The organism is Cryobacterium sp. 10C3 (assembly GCF_034314285.1).
Lineage (GTDB): Bacteria > Actinomycetota > Actinomycetes > Actinomycetales > Microbacteriaceae > Cryobacterium > Cryobacterium glucosi.
Map to the genome: position 1 here is coordinate 3,242,032 of NZ_JAVIWF010000002.1, position 16,117 is coordinate 3,258,148.

The 16,117-nt window shown below is 65.4% G+C and carries 11 protein-coding genes and 2 pseudogenes; 5 read left to right on the forward strand and 8 right to left on the reverse strand.

Going from position 1 to position 16,117, the window contains the following annotated elements; genetic code table 11:
* Nucleotides 1-45: 45 nt before the first annotated feature.
* From dnaB to RGU41_RS16385, 6 genes and pseudogenes are all read right to left on the reverse strand, one after another.
* Nucleotides 46-1,437 carry a replicative DNA helicase gene (dnaB, locus tag RGU41_RS16360; protein WP_134448531.1) on the reverse strand — a complete coding sequence of 464 codons (1,392 nt, stop codon included), beginning with the start codon at nucleotides 1,435-1,437 and terminating at the stop codon, nucleotides 46-48.
* 436 nt (nucleotides 1,438-1,873) lie between these two features.
* Nucleotides 1,874-2,323 carry a 50S ribosomal protein L9 gene (gene rplI / locus RGU41_RS16365; RefSeq protein WP_134448533.1) on the reverse strand — a complete coding sequence of 150 codons (450 nt, stop codon included), beginning with the start codon at nucleotides 2,321-2,323 and terminating at the stop codon, nucleotides 1,874-1,876.
* An 8-nt stretch (nucleotides 2,324-2,331) separates the two neighbouring features.
* Nucleotides 2,332-2,595, reverse strand: a complete 264-nt coding sequence (gene rpsR, locus RGU41_RS16370; protein ID WP_035835236.1) for a 30S ribosomal protein S18 — start codon at nucleotides 2,593-2,595, stop codon at nucleotides 2,332-2,334.
* A 61-nt stretch (nucleotides 2,596-2,656) separates the two neighbouring features.
* Nucleotides 2,657-3,160 (reverse strand): single-stranded DNA-binding protein, encoded by a 504-nt coding sequence (locus tag RGU41_RS16375; RefSeq protein WP_134448535.1) that lies wholly within the window; start codon nucleotides 3,158-3,160, stop codon nucleotides 2,657-2,659.
* Nucleotides 3,161-3,379: 219 nt separating this feature from the next.
* Nucleotides 3,380-3,748, reverse strand: a pseudogene (rpsF, locus tag RGU41_RS16380) (30S ribosomal protein S6); the annotation flags it as partial.
* Nucleotides 3,749-4,016: 268 nt separating this feature from the next.
* Complete coding sequence (locus tag RGU41_RS16385; RefSeq protein ID WP_134558159.1) at nucleotides 4,017-5,450, reverse strand: CCA tRNA nucleotidyltransferase; 1,434 nt, start codon at nucleotides 5,448-5,450, stop codon at nucleotides 4,017-4,019.
* Nucleotides 5,451-5,529: 79 nt separating this feature from the next.
* Between RGU41_RS16385 and murJ the strand changes: the two genes are divergently transcribed.
* The 5 genes from murJ (at nucleotide 5,530) to RGU41_RS16410 (ending at nucleotide 13,455) form a co-directional block, all read left to right on the forward strand.
* Nucleotides 5,530-9,522: a murein biosynthesis integral membrane protein MurJ gene (gene murJ / locus RGU41_RS16390; RefSeq protein ID WP_322136862.1), complete on the forward strand. Its 3,993-nt coding sequence runs from the start codon at nucleotides 5,530-5,532 to the stop codon at nucleotides 9,520-9,522.
* 166 nt (nucleotides 9,523-9,688) lie between these two features.
* Nucleotides 9,689-10,663, forward strand: coding sequence for a thioredoxin-disulfide reductase (gene trxB, locus RGU41_RS16395; RefSeq protein ID WP_322136863.1), 975 nt, complete (start codon nucleotides 9,689-9,691; stop codon nucleotides 10,661-10,663).
* Nucleotides 10,664-10,672: 9 nt separating this feature from the next.
* On the forward strand, nucleotides 10,673-10,996 hold the full coding sequence (gene trxA / locus RGU41_RS16400; RefSeq protein WP_134448545.1) for a thioredoxin: 324 nt from the start codon (nucleotides 10,673-10,675) through the stop codon (nucleotides 10,994-10,996).
* Between the two features lie 137 nt (nucleotides 10,997-11,133).
* Nucleotides 11,134-12,453 (forward strand): PLP-dependent aminotransferase family protein, encoded by a 1,320-nt coding sequence (locus RGU41_RS16405; protein WP_322136864.1) that lies wholly within the window; start codon nucleotides 11,134-11,136, stop codon nucleotides 12,451-12,453.
* Between the two features lie 42 nt (nucleotides 12,454-12,495).
* Nucleotides 12,496-13,455 (forward strand): D-alanine--D-alanine ligase, encoded by a 960-nt coding sequence (locus RGU41_RS16410; protein ID WP_322136865.1) that lies wholly within the window; start codon nucleotides 12,496-12,498, stop codon nucleotides 13,453-13,455.
* 553 nt (nucleotides 13,456-14,008) lie between these two features.
* On the opposite strand, the pseudogene RGU41_RS16415 reads toward RGU41_RS16410, so the two are convergent.
* A pseudogene (locus tag RGU41_RS16415) lies at nucleotides 14,009-15,096 on the reverse strand (ParB/RepB/Spo0J family partition protein).
* Nucleotides 15,096-16,034, reverse strand: coding sequence for a ParA family protein (locus RGU41_RS16425; RefSeq protein WP_134560982.1), 939 nt, complete (start codon nucleotides 16,032-16,034; stop codon nucleotides 15,096-15,098). The pseudogene RGU41_RS16415 and the gene RGU41_RS16425 overlap by 1 nt, the downstream one beginning before the upstream one ends.
* Nucleotides 16,035-16,117: the final 83 nt, after the last annotated feature.

Here is a 16,117-nt window from a genome sequence, read left to right on the forward strand (position 1 = left end):
TCCCGCTAGCGTACCGGGGAAGAGGGGGTCGTTTTAACGCGGAATCTACGAACCGGGCGCGAGATCGGCGAAGCGCGAATAGTGGCCGTGGAAGGCGACGGTGACGGTTCGCGTCGGACCGTTGCGGTGCTTGGCGACGATCAGGTCGGCTTCGCCGGCGCGGGGGTTGTCCTTTTCATATGCGCTCTCGCGGTGCAGCAGGATGACCATGTCGGCGTCCTGCTCGAGCGAACCGGACTCCCGGAGGTCGGAGATGGCCGGCATCTTGTCCGCACGCTGTTCCGGTCCACGGTTGAGCTGGGAGAGGGCGATCACGGGCACCTGCAGTTCCTTGGCCATGAGCTTGAGAGCCCGGGAGAACTCGCTGACCTCCTGCTGTCGGGACTCGACCTTCTTGCCCGATGTCATCAGCTGCAGGTAGTCGATGATGACCATTTTGAGTCCGACGCGCTGCTTGAGCCTGCGGCACTTGGCCCTGATCTCGACGAGGGTCATGTTGGGGCTGTCGTCGATGTAGAGCGGGGCGTCGTTGATGCGTCCGCGGGTGGCCGCGATGGTTGTCCAGTCGCGCGCGTCGACCGTGCCCTTGCGCATGCTCTGCAGGGGCACGGATGCCTCGGCAGAGAGCAGGCGCATCGCGATTTCGCTGCGGCCCATTTCGAGGGAGAAGAAGATGCTCGGCATGTCGTGCTTGATCGAGGCCGAGCGCGCGAAGTCGAGCGCGAGCGTCGACTTTCCGAGGGCAGGACGTGCCGCGACGATGATGAGCTGGCCGGGGTGGAAACCGTTGGTGAGCTCGTCCATGTCCGCGAAGCCGGTCGGCACGCCGGTCATCTGGCCGTCTTTGCCTTTGGCGGCTTCAATCTCGTCGATTGCCGCCGTCACGGCGTCGGTGAGCGGCACGTAGTCTTCGGTCTCTGTGCTGCCGGTGACGGCGTAGATCTCGGCCTGGGCGTTGTTGACGAGGTCGAGCACCTCGCCTTCGCCCGAGTACCCCATCTGGGCGATGCGGGTCCCGGCCTCGACGAGGCGGCGCAGCAGGGCCCGCTCGGCGACGATGGAGGAGTAGAAGCCCGCGTTGGCGGCGGTCGGGACGAGGCTCGTGAGCGTGTGCAGGTAGTCTGCGCCGCCGGCTCGGGAGAGTTCGCCGAGTTTGGTGAGTTCGTCGGTGACGGCGATGACGTCCGTCGGCTCACCCTGCGCATAGAGCGACAGGATCGCATCGAAGATCAGCTCGTGCTTCGGGATGTAGAAGTCCGCGGCGCGAACGGTCTCGACGACGTCTGCGACGGCGTCCTTGCTGAGCATCATGCCGCCGAGCGCGCTCTGTTCGGCCAGGAGATCGTGGGGGAGCGTTCGTTCGGTGTGCCGGGTCTCTGTGCCGTTGCGCAGATCGGTACCGCGTTTGTCCGCCAGACCCAGGTGTGCGATCGACAACCGTGCCTCCTCTGTCCGTGGTGATGTTCTATCAGGGACCGCCGACACCATCGGACGATTCCGGCACACCTCGAAATCCGGCCGCGTGCCCACCATACGGACCGGTTTCCGCTGGAAACAAACCACCCTGTGGATAACACTGTGCAGAATGAGGGCGAAACGCCGCGAGGCTTGTGCACAACCTGTGGACTCGGCTGTGGACAACTATTCTTCTTTGAAAATTTAATGCACTTTGATCAGGCATAAATTCTATTCACAGCTGTGGGTAAAAAGCTGGTTCAAGTACACCTTGAACGTTGGTGCCCAGAAGAAATCCTGTGTACAAATGTGGGGATTCATCAACTGAAATCACCCTCGAAAGGGGTGGTTGGAGCCTTAAACGAGCCTAGCGGCGGACTCCGGTGGGAGTCCGCCGCTAGGCCGGCAGTGTGACTGCTTACTTGGCAGCAACCACCACGAGGGTGATGGTGGCGCTCAGTTCGTCGCGAAGACGAACCGTTGCCTGGTGCTCGCCGACGGACTTGATCGGGCTGAGCTCGATCTTGCGCTTGTCGATGGCACCGAGGCCTGCAGCGGCGACGGCTTCGGCAACATCCGTGGTCTTGACGGAGCCGAAGAGGCGTCCGCCAGTTCCGGCCTTGACGACCAGACGGACCTTGGTGTTCTCGATGGTTGCCTTCAGGGCCTGGGCCTCTTCGAGCGTGGCGTGCTCACGGGCGACACGAGCAGCCTTGATCTGTTCGATCTGCTTCTCGCCTCCGCGGGTCCAGGAAACGGCCCAGCCCTGCGGGAAGAGGTAGTTACGGGCGAACCCGTTCTTGACCTCGACGATGTCGCCGGGTGCACCGAGGCCGGAGACCTCGTGCGTCAGAATGATTTTCGACATTTGGCTACCTACCTGCCTGAGCCGGCGTAGGGCAACAACGCCATTTCGCGGGCGTTCTTGACGGCACGGGCGATGAGGCGCTGTTCCTGGACGGAGACACCGGTGATACGACGGGCGCGGATCTTTCCACGCTCGGAGATGAACTTGCGCAGGGTGGGGACATCTTTGTAATCGATGACACCAACCCGGATCGACTTCGCGGGAGCGGCGTTCTTGCCACCCTTAGCTCCGCGGAGCGGCTTGCGGCGGTCGCCGCTCGACTTTCCAGCCATGATTTCCTTACTTTCTTAAGAAGTGCGTTTCAGCCTGACGGCGCCGGAGCGCCGCGATCGGCTAGAAGGGTGTCTCGTCGCTGAAGTTGCCCGGGGTGTTCCACACGTCGCCACCGGTGTTCACGGCGGCGGGAGGAGTGGCTGCCCAGGGCTCGTCGTTCCCGGCCGCTGCGGAGTTACCGCCGCGCGGGGAGGAGGACGATGCAGCGCGAGTGAGCGAAGCAGTGGCGTACTTGAGCGAAGGACCGATATCGTCGATTTCGAGCTCGAAGCTTGTGCGCTTCTCGCCTTCCTTCGTTTCATAGGAACGCTGCTTGAGCCGCCCAGTAGCGACGACACGAGAACCCTTGGTCAGTGAACCGGCGACGTGCTCGGCGAATTCACGCCAAACGCTCGCGCGCAGGAACAATGCGTCGCCATCTTTCCACTCGTTGGCTGCGCGATCGAAATTGCGCGGAGTGGATGCGATGGTGAAGTTGGCAACCGCCAGCCCGCCCTGCGTGTAACGCAGTTCCGGATCGCTGGTCAGGTTGCCCACCACGGTGATTACGGTCTCGCCGGCCATGGGCTACTTGTCGCTTGCCTTGTCGGCGGTGTCGACGGCTGCTGCGGGTGCCGGTGTGGCGACCGCTGCGGGCTTGGCGACTGCTGCCGGGGTGGCGACTGCTGCCGGGGCTGCAGGAGCTGCCGGGGCTGCGGCCTTGACGGCTGCTGCGGCGGGAGCCGATGCGGGCTTGACAGACGCGGCGACCTTGGCGGTCGGGGCGGCTGCGGCTTCGGCCTTCGCGGCAATGACCTTCGGGTTGGCTGCCTTGCGGGCTGCCTTCTCGGCGGCGAGCTTGCTCGCGACGGCAACCTGGGCGATGCCTTCTTCTGCGCGGAGAACCTTGGTGCGCATGACGGCTTCCGACAGCTTCAGCTGGCGGTCGAGCTCGGCCGTGGCAGAAGCGTTCGCGGTGAAGTCGACGACGGCGTAGATGCCTTCGGACTTCTTGTTGATCTCGTAAGCGAGACGGCGGCGACCCCAAACGTCAACCTTGTCAATCGTTCCACCATCGTTGCGAACAACGTTGAGGAACTTGTCAAGGCTGGGAGCTACGGTGCGCTCATCGATCTCGGGATCGAGGATAACCATCAACTCGTACTGATGCATGACTAACCCACCTCCTTCGGACTAAACGGCTGCAGAATCTCTGCAACAGGAGGGTTGTGCATGTGCTGAAGGCGGAGGCCGGGAATCCGGCGCGCAGACAACCTGCCCAGACTACTCGATGAGGCGGCCAAAAGCCACCACAGCGCCGCGGCGCCCTCCACGCCGTCTGTGTTCACATCAGTCCGAGCATGCCGGGACGCGCGTGGACCGTGCAGCCGGAAGCAGCGCTTGTGGAGAAGTGCGCACATCCGCCCCTGTTGAGGAGTGGCTACTGGCCGTGGCCCGCCCACCACGCCTGAAGGCGGCGCGTTGCCTCCTCGACACCGAGGGGGCCGTCGTCGAGGCGCTGTTCGAGGAGGAAACGGTAGGCCTCGCCGACCTCCCTGCCCGGTTTCACGCCGAGGATCGCCATGATCTGCTCTCCGTCGAGGTCTGGCCGCACTGCGGCCATCTCCTCCTGCTCGGCGAGTTCGCGAATGCGCTGCTCGAGGTCGTCGTATGCGAAGCCCAGCCGGTCGGCCTTGCGCCGGTTGCGGGTGGTCACGTCGGCCCTGGTGAGGATGTGCAGTCGTTCGAGCTGGTCGCCGGCGTCGCGCACATAGCGGCGCACGGCCGAATCCGTCCAGGCTCCCTCGGTGTACCCGAAGAAGCGCAGGTGGAGCTCGATCAGCCGGGAGACGGCCGCGATCGTGTCGTTGTCGAAGCGCAGCGCACGCAGGCGCTTCTTCGCGAGCTTGGCGCCCACCACATCGTGGTGGTAGAAACTCACGATTCCGCCTGGCTCGAGCTTCCGGGTCGCCGGCTTCCCGATGTCGTGGAACAGGGCGGCGAGCCGCACGATCAGGTCCGGTCCGCCCGGGAAGCTCTCCCGGGACTTCTCGTAGCCGATCGCCTGGTCGAGCACGGTGAGGGTGTGCTGGTAGACGTCCTTGTGGTGGTGGTGCTCGTCGACCTCGAGGCGCAGCGCCGGAATCTCCGGCAGGACGATGTCGAGCAGGCCGGAGTCAACCAGCAGCTCGAGGCCGCCGTGCGGGTTGTCCGAGAGGAGCAGCTTGCAGAGCTCTTCGCAGACCCGTTCCGCCGAGATATTGCGGATGCTCGACGCCATCGCGTCCATCGCGATCGCGGTGTCGAGGTCGAGGGTGAAACCGAGTTGGGCGGTGAACCTGGCGGCACGCATCATCCGCAGCGGGTCGTCGCCGAAGGAAATCTCCGGCGAGATCGGCGTCCGCAGGACCCCGGCCATGAGGTCGCCGATGCCGTTCGCCGGGTCGACCAGGGTCAGCCCGGGAAGGCGCAACGCCATCGCGTTGACCGTGAAGTCCCGGCGGAGAAGGTCGTCCTCCAGGCTCAGCCCGAATACGACCTCCGGCTTCCTGGTCACCCCGTCGTAGCTGTCCGCCCGGTAGGTGGTGATCTCCACGGTCTCGCCGGCGACCTTCGCCCCGATGGTCCCGAAGGCCCGGCCGATATCCCACTGCGCCTCGGAGATCGGGGTGACGATCTCGAGGATCTGCTCCGGGGTCGCATCCGTCGTGAAATCGAGGTCGTGCAGGGTCCGGCCCAGGAACGCGTCGCGCACCGGACCGCCGACGAGGGCAAGCTCGTGGCCCGCAGCCTCGAAGGCCAGGGCCAGGCGGGATACGGAAGGAGTGGCAGCCAGGTCGCCCAGCCGCGTGAGGGCTGTCGCGACGCTCTGCATGCCCCCCATGTTAGTTCCTGGTCGCCGGCGCGGCAGCCGCAGACCGGTTACTCAGGGCGCACGCCGTAGAATCCCCTATATGGTGGCCGAGTCAAGTACTGCGCGTCGGCCCGCGCACCCGACGGCGGCGAGCGGCCGCTGGTCGCACCTCAGGGTCCCCGTCTCCGCCCTCCTGATCGGCATCCTCGCCGGACTGCTTCCCCTGGCTTCGTCCGGCTTCATTCCCGGCGCGCCCACCAGCGCGGCCGCCGCCGCGACGGCGACTCCGACGCCAACGCCAACGCCAACGCCAACGCCAACGCCAACAGCGGATGCTGCGACGACGGACCAGGTCACGGTGACGGTCGCCCCCGTCTCGCTGGCGCCCCTGCGGTCAGGACAGGACCTCGCGGTCACCGTAAGGATCACCAACGGCAGCGCCGAAACCATCACCCCCGGCACGATCGAGCTCTACCTCGCCGAACGGGCACTGACCAGTCGCAGCGCACTCACCGCCTGGCTGCATCCCACCAAGACGGGCAAGCCCGGCGACCTGATGCTGCGTTCGGCACTTCCGGCCGCCATCCCGCCAGCGGGAACGGCGACCGTCGCCATCTCGGTGCCCTCCGCGGACGTCGGCCTCACCTCGGGCAACGCGTGGGGCGCCCGCGGCATCTCGGCCACGATCACCGAGGACGGGTCCGTCCTCGCCCAGGGGCGGGGCACCTTCGTCTGGTATTCCAACGAGGTCGTCACCCCGGTGGCCCTCGCTGTCGTGATGCCGATCACGGTGCCGGAGCAGACCGAGGGTCTCATCCCGGCGAAATCACTCGAAACCTACACCGCGCCGGGCGGCAGGCTGAGCCGGCAGCTCGACGGCCTGATCAACCGCGACGTGACGATTGCGATCGATCCGATGATCATCGCGTCGATCCGTATCCTCGGCAACACGGCACCGGCGAGTGCCGTGGCCTGGCTCGGTCGCCTCGGTCAGGCGAAGAACGATATATTCCCGCTCGGCTATGCGGATGCCGACCTCACCCTTCAGGCCCAGGCCGCTGCCGGCACCCTCCTGGTTCCCCTCTCATTCGACCAGTCGATCAACGCCTCGGATTTCACCTCCCCGACACCGGCACCGACACCATCAACATCAACTCCGACCCCGACTCCGACGGCAACCGGCAGCGCCCCTGCCGGCCTGACCGACACGACGACCGACACGACGACCGACACCGCGACTCCGACTCCACCCCCGACCTCAGCACCCGTGATCACTCCGGGCACAGTCCCCACGAGCGAGCAACTCCTGGCCTGGAATTACACGGCAACGGACATCGGCTGGCCGCTGACGGGCACGGTCTCGGCCGCCGACCTCGATGTCTTCACGGCGGGCGGCCTCTCGAGCCTCATCCTCGGCGGGGCAAACACCGCGCAGTCTGACCTCACCGAGACCCCCAACGCGAACGTGGTCCTGGCCGGTGGGCATGGAAACGCCCTGGTCACCGACGAACCCATCTCTGCAGCGCTCCGGACGGCGGCCACCGCGACGACGGATAGCGACTGGCAGGTGGCGATGGCCGAGCTGAGCTCCCAGATCGCGGTGGTCTCCGCCGAACGTCCCGCGACCGTGCGCACACTCCTCGCCACGTTCGACCGTGACACCGTGCCGGGTGGAGTCCGGTTGAGCGAAACCCTCGCGGCCCTTTCGGGCCTGGCCTGGCGTGCACCGGCGACCGTGGCCGCCGCACGTGCGGCGTCGCCGGCCACGGACGTGAGCTTCCAGTCCCAGGCGGTGTCCGATGCCCGCATCCTCACGGCGCGCACTCTGCTGCACCGTGAAGGTGAGGTGACGGCGTTCTCGACGGCACTCTCCAAACCGCTCGCCATCACCGCCACCCAGCGACTGACGACGCTCGCGCTGCTGTCGACGAGCTGGGCGCAGGATACGGGTGCCTGGAGCGAGGCCGTCGACTCGAGCCTCGCGGACTCCTCTGTACTGCTCTCCTCGATCAGCGTGTCCACGAAGGGTCCGATCAACGTCGTCGGCAGTCAGGTCGACATCCCGATCACCCTCGACAACGCCCTCGGGCAGTCCGTGACGGTGAAAGTCCAGGTCGTCCCGTCCAACGGCCGACTCATCGTCGGCGGCGATGTCATCGAGGCGACGATCGAGGCGTCCTCGGCCAGGACCGTCAAGGTCCCCGTGACGGCCGCTGTCGGGAATGGTGCGGTCACGCTGCGGATCACCCTCTTCTCCCCGGACGGTTCCGTCGTCGGCCAGCCCAGTCAGATTCCGATCAACGTGCGTGCGGACTGGGAGGGCCTCGGTTCGCTCATCTTCGCCGCCCTGCTCGTGCTCTTCTTCGGATTCGGGATCTGGAGAAACGTGCAGCGCCGCCGCCGGGAACGTACTGCGGTCGCGCAGGCGACAGATGCCCCTGTGGAGCCCCCGTCGATCCCCCGGTCGTGCCGCGTGGCTAGCATCGGGCGCGCGAGCGCCTTCCTCGCCTCGGGCACGATCGTCTCCCGCATCCTGGGATTCGTGAAGGTCATCGTCCTCGCCGGCGTGATCGGCCTGTACGGCACGAGCGCCGACGCGTTCGCGCTCGCCAATCAGCTCCCGAACACCGTCTACACGATCGTCGCAGGCGGAGTCCTCACCGCGGTCCTCGTCCCCCAGATCGTCAGGGCCGGACTCCACGTCGACGGCGGCACCGCGTACATCAACAAGCTGCTGACCCTGGCGCTCAGCATCCTCGCGGTCACCACGCTCGCCGCAACACTCCTGGTCCCGGTCATCACGCCCTTCATCGGCCTGCACCTGCCTCCAGCGCAGTTGGACCTCGCCATCGCCTTCGCTTATTGGTGCATGCCGCAGATCTTCTTCTACGGCCTGTACACGGTTCTGGGGGAAGTGCTCAATGCGAGAAAGTCGTTCGGACCGTTCACCTGGGTTCCGGTTCTCAACAACGTGGTTGCCCTGGCCGGAATCGTCGTCTTCGCCCTCGTGGCCGGGGCCGACCCCAACGGTGATCGCACGGCGAGCGACTTCACCCCGGGCATGGTCGCACTGCTGGGCGGCACCGCCACGCTCGGCGTCGTCGCGCAGGCCGTCGTGCTCTTCTATTTCTGGCGTCGGATCGGACTCCACTTCCGCCCCGACTTCCACTTCCGCGGGGTCGGGCTCGGCGCCGCCGGCAAGACCGCGAGCTGGACCTTCGGCATGCTCCTGCTCAGCACGGCCGCCGGGATCGTCGAAACCCAGGTCGTCACCCAGGCCACGGGCAAGGCGTCCGTCGCCGTGCTCGCAACAGCCTGGCTCATCTTCATGCTCCCGCACTCGGTCATCACCGTTTCCGTGGCCACCGCCTACTTCACCGGCATGAGCGAGCATGCCTCCCGCGGTGACGTTGCGAAGCTCAGAACGGATGCCTCGTCGGCTATACGAGGCACGTCACTCCTGATCGTGCTCGCGTCGACGGTCATCCTGGTCTGCGCCTACCCGTTCGCGGCGGTTTTCACCCAGGGGAAGTTCGAGCAGGTGCAGGGCACCGGGAACGTCATCATCGCCTACATTCTCGGCCTCGTCGCCTTCTGCGTGCTCTTCGTCCTGCAACGCACGTTCTATGCGCTCGGCGACACCCGCACCCCGTTCTTCTTCACCCTGTTCCAGGTCATCCTCGTCGTGACCGGAGTGCTCGCGTGCTCGCTGCTGCCCCCGGCCTGGATCGCCGTCGGCATCGCACTCGTCGTGACGGTCTCCGGAATCCTGCAAACGATCCTGGCCGGCCACTTGTTGCGGCGTCGTCTGGGCGGTCTCGACGGCCGTCGTATCCTGCGGAGCCTCGTCCGGTACCTGGTCGCCGCGATTCTTCCCCTCATCATCGGCCTCGGAATCCTCCTGCTCCTCGGCGGCACTCACGAGGGCGGCTTCGCCGTCTCCGGACGGCTCGAGGCCATCCTGTCGATGCTCATCATCGGCGGCGTGATGTCCCTCGCCTACTTCGGAATGCTGCTGCTCATGCGCAGCGATGAACTCAGGTCTTCCTGGTGCCGCTGGATCAACCGGTTCCGCCCGCGCGGCACGAACTAGTCCGGCACGCCACCAGCAAGGTGGTCCCCGGGCCGGGCACACTGGCAACCGGCCGTGAACGCAGGCCCCCGGCTGGGAGGCGCGGAATAGCATCCGATTAGGATGTGTTGTACCCGGCAGCGAGGCAGCCACACCTGCCCTGCCCCCACTGCGAAGGAGTCTACGCGTGCGTCAGATCATCATCATCGGCTCCGGCCCTGCCGGATTCACGGCCGCCATTTACGCCGCGCGCGCCAACCTCAAACCGCTCCTCATCGCGAGCTCGGTCGAGGCCGGCGGCGAGCTGATGAACACGACCGAGGTCGAGAACTTCCCCGGCTTCCCCGAGGGTGTCCAGGGCCCCGACCTCATGCAGAAGATGCAGGAGCAGGCCGAACGCTTCGGCACCGAGGTCGTCTACGACGACGTCACCGAACTCGACCTCACCGGCGCGGTCAAGACCGTCACGCTCGGTTCCGGCGAGACCCACGAGGCCCTGACCGTGATCTTCGCGACCGGTTCCGCCTACCGCAAGCTCGGTCTCGAAGACGAAGAGCGCCTCTCGGGGCGCGGCGTCTCCTGGTGTGCGACCTGCGACGGCTTCTTCTTCAAAGAGAAGGAGATTGCCGTGGTCGGCGGCGGCGACTCCGCCATGGAGGAAGCCACCTTCCTCACCCGGTTCGCGAGCAAGGTCTACGTTGTGCACCGCAAGGACACCCTGCGCGCCTCCAAGATCATGCAGGATCGCGCCTTCGCCAACCCGAAGATCGAGTTCGTCTGGAACTCGACGGTCGCCGGCATCACGGGCACGGATGCCGTCGACGGCCTGGTTCTGCGCGACACGGTTTCCGGCGCCGAAAGCATCCTTCCCGTCGGAGGGGTCTTCGTCGCCATCGGCAATGACCCGCGCACCCACCTCGTCCACAAGCAGCTCGATCTCACGACGGACGGCACGATCGCCGTCGCTGGACGATCCTCCCTGACCAGCCAGGCGGGCGTCTTCGCCGCCGGCGACGTCATCGACCCGCACTACCGCCAGGCCGTGACCGCGGCCGCCTCCGGCACCGTGGCTGCGCTCGACGCGGAGCACTACCTCGCTTCCCTCCCCGCGGAACTGCTGGCCAGCGCCGGCGACTCCGCATTCGCAACAGCCACCAACTAAGGAGCACACATGTCCGCACGCGCCGTTACCGACGCGACTTTCGACCAGGAAGTCATCAACAACGAGAAGACCGTCCTCGTGGACTTCTGGGCGGAATGGTGTGGCCCCTGCCGCGCCGTCAGCCCCATCCTGGACCAGATCGCCGCAGAGCACGCCGACAAGCTCGACATCGTCAAGCTCAACGTCGACGACTTCCCCGCCCTCGCCGCGAAATACCAGATCACGTCGATCCCGGCCATGAAGGTGTTCCAGAAGGGCGAGGTCGTCAAGACCGTCATCGGCGCCAAGCCGAAGGTCGTCCTCGTTTCCGACCTGGCCGCATACCTGGCCTAGAGGTCCTCTCCCCGCTTCGGTCGGTTTCACGTGAAACACCGGACGTAGAGATGAACGAAGCCCGCCCGGCACCGCCGGGCGGGCTTCGTCGTATCCGGGTGGGCCTACGATTGAACCCTCACCAGAACGGATGTGACGTGACTGCACAGGGCTCTTCCCAGGCCGGTAACAACCTCGACCCGTGGTACCACCACTACGCCGAGCGAGCCGCCGGGCTGCGGGCCTCCGAGGTGCGGGCCCTCTTCGCCGTCGCCTCCCGCCCCGAGGTCGTCTCACTGGCCGGGGGAATGCCGTTCGTGGCAGCGCTGCCCCCGGACCTCGTGGTCGACGCCATGGAGCGGGTCATGCGTGAGCAGGGTCCCGTCGCCCTGCAATACGGCTCCGGCCAGGGAGTGCCCGCTCTCCGCGAACAGATCCTCGAGGTCATGGCCCTCGAAGGCATCCGCGCCCATGCCGACGATGTCGTCGTGACCACCGGCTCGCAGCACGCTCTCGAACTCGTCAGCAAACTCTTCCTCGATCCCGGTGACGTTGTGATCTCCGAGGGACCGAGTTACGTGACGGCCATGGTCATCTTCAAGTCGTACCAGGCCGAGGTCGACCATGTTCCCATGGACGAACACGGTCTCATCCCTGAAGCCCTGCGTGAGCACATCCAGCAGCTCCGTGTTGCAGGCAAGACCATCAAGTTCCTGTACACGATCCCGAACTTCCACAACCCGGCCGGGGTCACGCTGAGCTGGGAACGGCGTATCGAAATTCTCGAGATCTGCCGCGCCAACAACATCCTCGTCCTCGAAGACAACCCGTACGGCCTGCTCTACTTCGATAAGCCGGCACCGGATGCGATGCGCTCCCTCGAACAGGACGGCGTCGTCTACCTCGGCACCTTCTCCAAGACCCTCGCTCCGGGTTTCCGGGTGGGTTGGGCCCTCGCACCCCACGCGATCAGGGAAAAACTGGTGCTCGCGAACGAGGCCGCCGTTCTGTCGCCGAGCTCGTTCAGCCAACTCGTGATCTCGGAGTACCTGGCCACTGCCGATTGGAAGGGCCAGATCAACACCTTCCGAGGCGTGTACCACGAGCGCAAGGACGCCCTGCTGAATGCACTGGACGAGTACCTGCCCGAACTCACCTGGACGAATCCCAATGGCGGATTCTATGTCTGGGTCACCCTGCCGCAGCTGCTCAATTCCAAGGCGATGCTCCCGCGCGCCGTCAAGGAGCTCGTCGCGTACACGCCGGGAACCGCTTTCTTCGCCGACGGCGACGGCCAGCAGAACATCCGCCTGTCGTTCTGCTATCCCACCCCTGCCGAGATCCGGGTCGGCGTCCGTCGCCTCGCGACCGTCGTCCGCGATGAGCTCGACCTTCTCGAAACGTTCGCCGGAACCGGCTCGCTCGATCCGCTCCGCACACCCGGTCGCTTCAACCCGCTGCCGACCGACATCTCCTAGCCCACGAACCACCCCCAAGCGATTAGCAAGGAATCCCTGATCATGACTGATATTTCTCCCCTCGCGATCATCGTTCTCGCCGGCGGAATCTCGCATGAGCGCGATATCTCGCTCCGTTCGGGGCGTCGGGTCGCGGACGCGCTCACCGGCCTCGGCCACAAGGTCACCCTCCTCGACCCGCAGGCGGGACTCCTGCTCGACCTCACCACCCGGGCCCCCGATGTCATCTTCCCGGTCGTGCACGGAGCCACCGGGGAAGACGGCGCGCTCCTCTCGCTCCTGGAGACGACGGGTATCCCCCACGTCGGCTCCCGCGGAGGTCCGGCGAGCCTCGCCTGGACGAAGCCCACGGCCAAGGAACTCGTCCGACGCGCCGGGTTCGCGACACCGAACTGGATTGCCCTCTCCAAAGAGACCTTCCGGGACCTCGGAGCGGCGAGCGTTCTCGAGCATCTCCTGACGGCACTTCCCACTCCCCTTGTCGTGAAGCCATCCCAGGGTGGATCCGCGCAGGGTGTCACCATCGTCGAGACCGCGGCCGAGCTTCCGCGGGCCATGGTCGAGGCCTACACCTACAACTCGGTGGCCCTCGTCGAAGAAAAGGTACGCGGCACCGAACTCGCCGTCACTGTCATCGACTCCGGACTCGGTCCGGTCGCCCTCCCCGCCGTCGAGATCGTGCCCGTCAACGGCGTCTACAGCTTCGAGGCCCGCTACAACGCCGGCGAGACCCTCTTCTACGCACCAGCGCGCATCACCGCGGACATCGCCACTCTCGTCGCCCAGACGGCTGTCGATATTCACACGCTGCTCGGACTCCGGCACATCTCCCGGATCGACCTGATCGTCGACGAAGAAGGCGTTGTCTGGTTCCTCGAAGCCAACGTGCTCCCCGGGCTCACGGAAACCTCCCTGGTCCCCCAGTCCATCGAAGCGTCGGGTGCGACGCTCGGCGACGTCTACGAGTCACTCGCGCGAGCCGCGGTCGCGACCGTCGACTGACTTCGATCCGACAAGATCGTCCATTTCTCCCGAAAATCAGCCCCTTTGGGGCGCGAATCGGACATTCCCGGAGCGCCGGAATCGGCTTAGGATGCCTTCTGAAGACCTGAGATCACGCAGAACCGGCGTTCCCACTCGTCTTTCCTGACAACGTTTCACGTGAAACACTCGCGCCAGAAATGACGGGAGGCAGAAAATCCGCGCAAGAGCACGTTTCACGTGAAACATGCGCTGCATTCTGCACACCCCACAGGCACGCTGGTGATTCACCCTGCACGGCGGTGGCCCCTTGAGACACCGGTTACATAGAGAATGGCTTGAGTCTAACGCTATGTTTCACGTGAAACATACCTGGGGTTCGCGTCTCGTGACACCGTTTCACGTGAAACATGCGCAGAACGTCGCGTCGACCAGGCGCCCCGGTGATGAAGCGCGCCAATTGCGTCATTTCGTACCAAGCACTCCGCGAGTGAATCGGCTCACCTGACGCGTGTGCGTGCGTGATGTTTCACGTGAAACACCGTAGGGGAGCAGGCCTGTTCGACCGAGGGATCTAATTCGACCCGAAGCCGGGCTCTCCCAGAACCGCAAGAATCCGGTTCAGGTCGCCGATCGTGGCAAAATCGATATTGATCTGTCCCTTACGCGCGCCCAGGTTGATCTTCACCCGGGTGTCCAGGCGATCGCCAAGGTGTGAAGCGATCTCGTCGAGGTGACCCTGGCGTTTGCCTGCCGATGGTCGAGGCGCCTGCGCCTTCGGCACTGCCGTCGCCGCGGCTTCCGCCGCCCGCACAGAGAGGTCCTCGTTGACGATCTTGTCGGCGAGACGAAGCATCCCTTCCGGATCGCCCACGGAGAGGATCGCACGGGCGTGACCGGCGGACAGGACACCCGCGGCGACCCGTACCTGGACGGCTTCCGGAAGCTTCAGGAGACGGATCGTGTTGGTGATTTGTGGCCTTGACCGGCCAATTCGCTGTGCGAGCTCGTCCTGGGTGATTCCAAAGTCCGCGAGCAGCTGCTGGTACGCCGACGCCTCTTCGAGCGGATTGAGCTGGGCACGATGCAGGTTCTCGAGCAGTGCGTCGCGGAGCATGTCGATGTCCGCGGTCTCCCGGACAACGGCGGGGATGGAATCGAGGCCCGCTTCCTTGGTCGCCCGCAACCGACGCTCGCCCATGACGAGTTCGTATTTTCCGGGCTGATCGGGGAGGGGCGCACCACGATCGGCTGCAGCACACCGACCTCGCGAATGCTGTGCACGAGTTCCGCAAGATCGGATTCGTCGAACACGCTGCGGGGCTGCACGGCATTCGGGACGATATCGAACGGATTGAGGTGCGCGAGCCGGGCACCGGGAACCGGTACGAGGACGGGCGCATCCGCATCCGCCGGCTCGACGACAGCAGAACCGCCCTCGACCAGGCCGTCCTCTGCGGGAGCACCCGAGTCCGGCACCGCGGTGAGTCCGACAGCGTCGATCCCGGCCTTGTCACCCGCCGCCGCGAGTGCGGCTGCCGCGCTCGCCTTCGCCGCCGGGGAGTACGGGAAGAACACGTCCACGGGACGGGCGAGGGTCGGGTCGTCCTGAATCGGAATCAGGGCGCCGATACCGCGGCCGAGGCCTGTTCTCTTCGCCATTACTGTCGTTCTCCTGTCTGGGGGGCACCGCGTCTGGCGATTTCCGCTGCTGCTTCAAGGTAGGAGAGCGATCCTGCCGAGTTCAGGTCGTAACTGATCACGCTCTGACCGTAGCTCGGCGCCTCAGAAACCCGCACAGAGCGCGGAATGAGGGTACTCAACACCTGGTCGGGGAAGTGATCGCGCACGTCCTGCGCCACCTGGTTGGCCAGGTTGGTGCGGCTGTCGTACATCGTCAGCAGAATGGTCGATACCGTGAGTTCGGGGTTCAGGTGCTTCTCGATCAGTTCGATGTTCTTGAGCAGCTGGCTCAGGCCTTCGAGCGCGTAGTACTCGCACTGAATCGGGATGAGGACCTCTTTCGCGGCGACGAAGGCGTTGATCGTCAGGAGCCCGAGGGATGGGGGACAGTCGATGAACACATAGTCGTAGGGATCCGTCATTGCGGAGAGGTGCACGGTGAGGGCACGACTCAGCCGCTGTTCGCGGGCGACGAGGGAGACGAGCTCGATCTCGGCTCCCGCGAGGTGGATCGTCGCCGGTACGCAGAAGAGCGAACCGAATTCGGGGCTGCTCTGCACAACGGAGGCGAGTTCTACGTCGTTGATGATCACGTCATAGACGCTCGGGGTGTCCGCGCGGTGTTCGACGCCGAGCGCTGTCGAGGCATTTCCCTGCGGATCGAGGTCGATCACAAGTACCCGGGCACCCTGCCGGGCCAGGGCCGCTGCCAGGTTCACGGCGGTCGTGGTCTTGCCAACGCCGCCCTTCTGGTTGGACACCGTGATGATCCGGGTGCGCTCGGGCTTGGGCAGCTTCTCCGCTGCGATCACCTGACGCCTGCGCGTGAGCTCGGTGATTTCCCTGGCGAGGGGAGTGCTGCTGTCAAAACCGCGTGCGGCCGTGGTGTCGTGCTGTTCCTGGCCGGGTTGTTTCACGTGAAACCTTTACGTTCGACGGTTGAAGAGCCATCCGAGGGTGATGCACGATCCGTGTTCGCGTGTGCGAAACGCCAATCGGG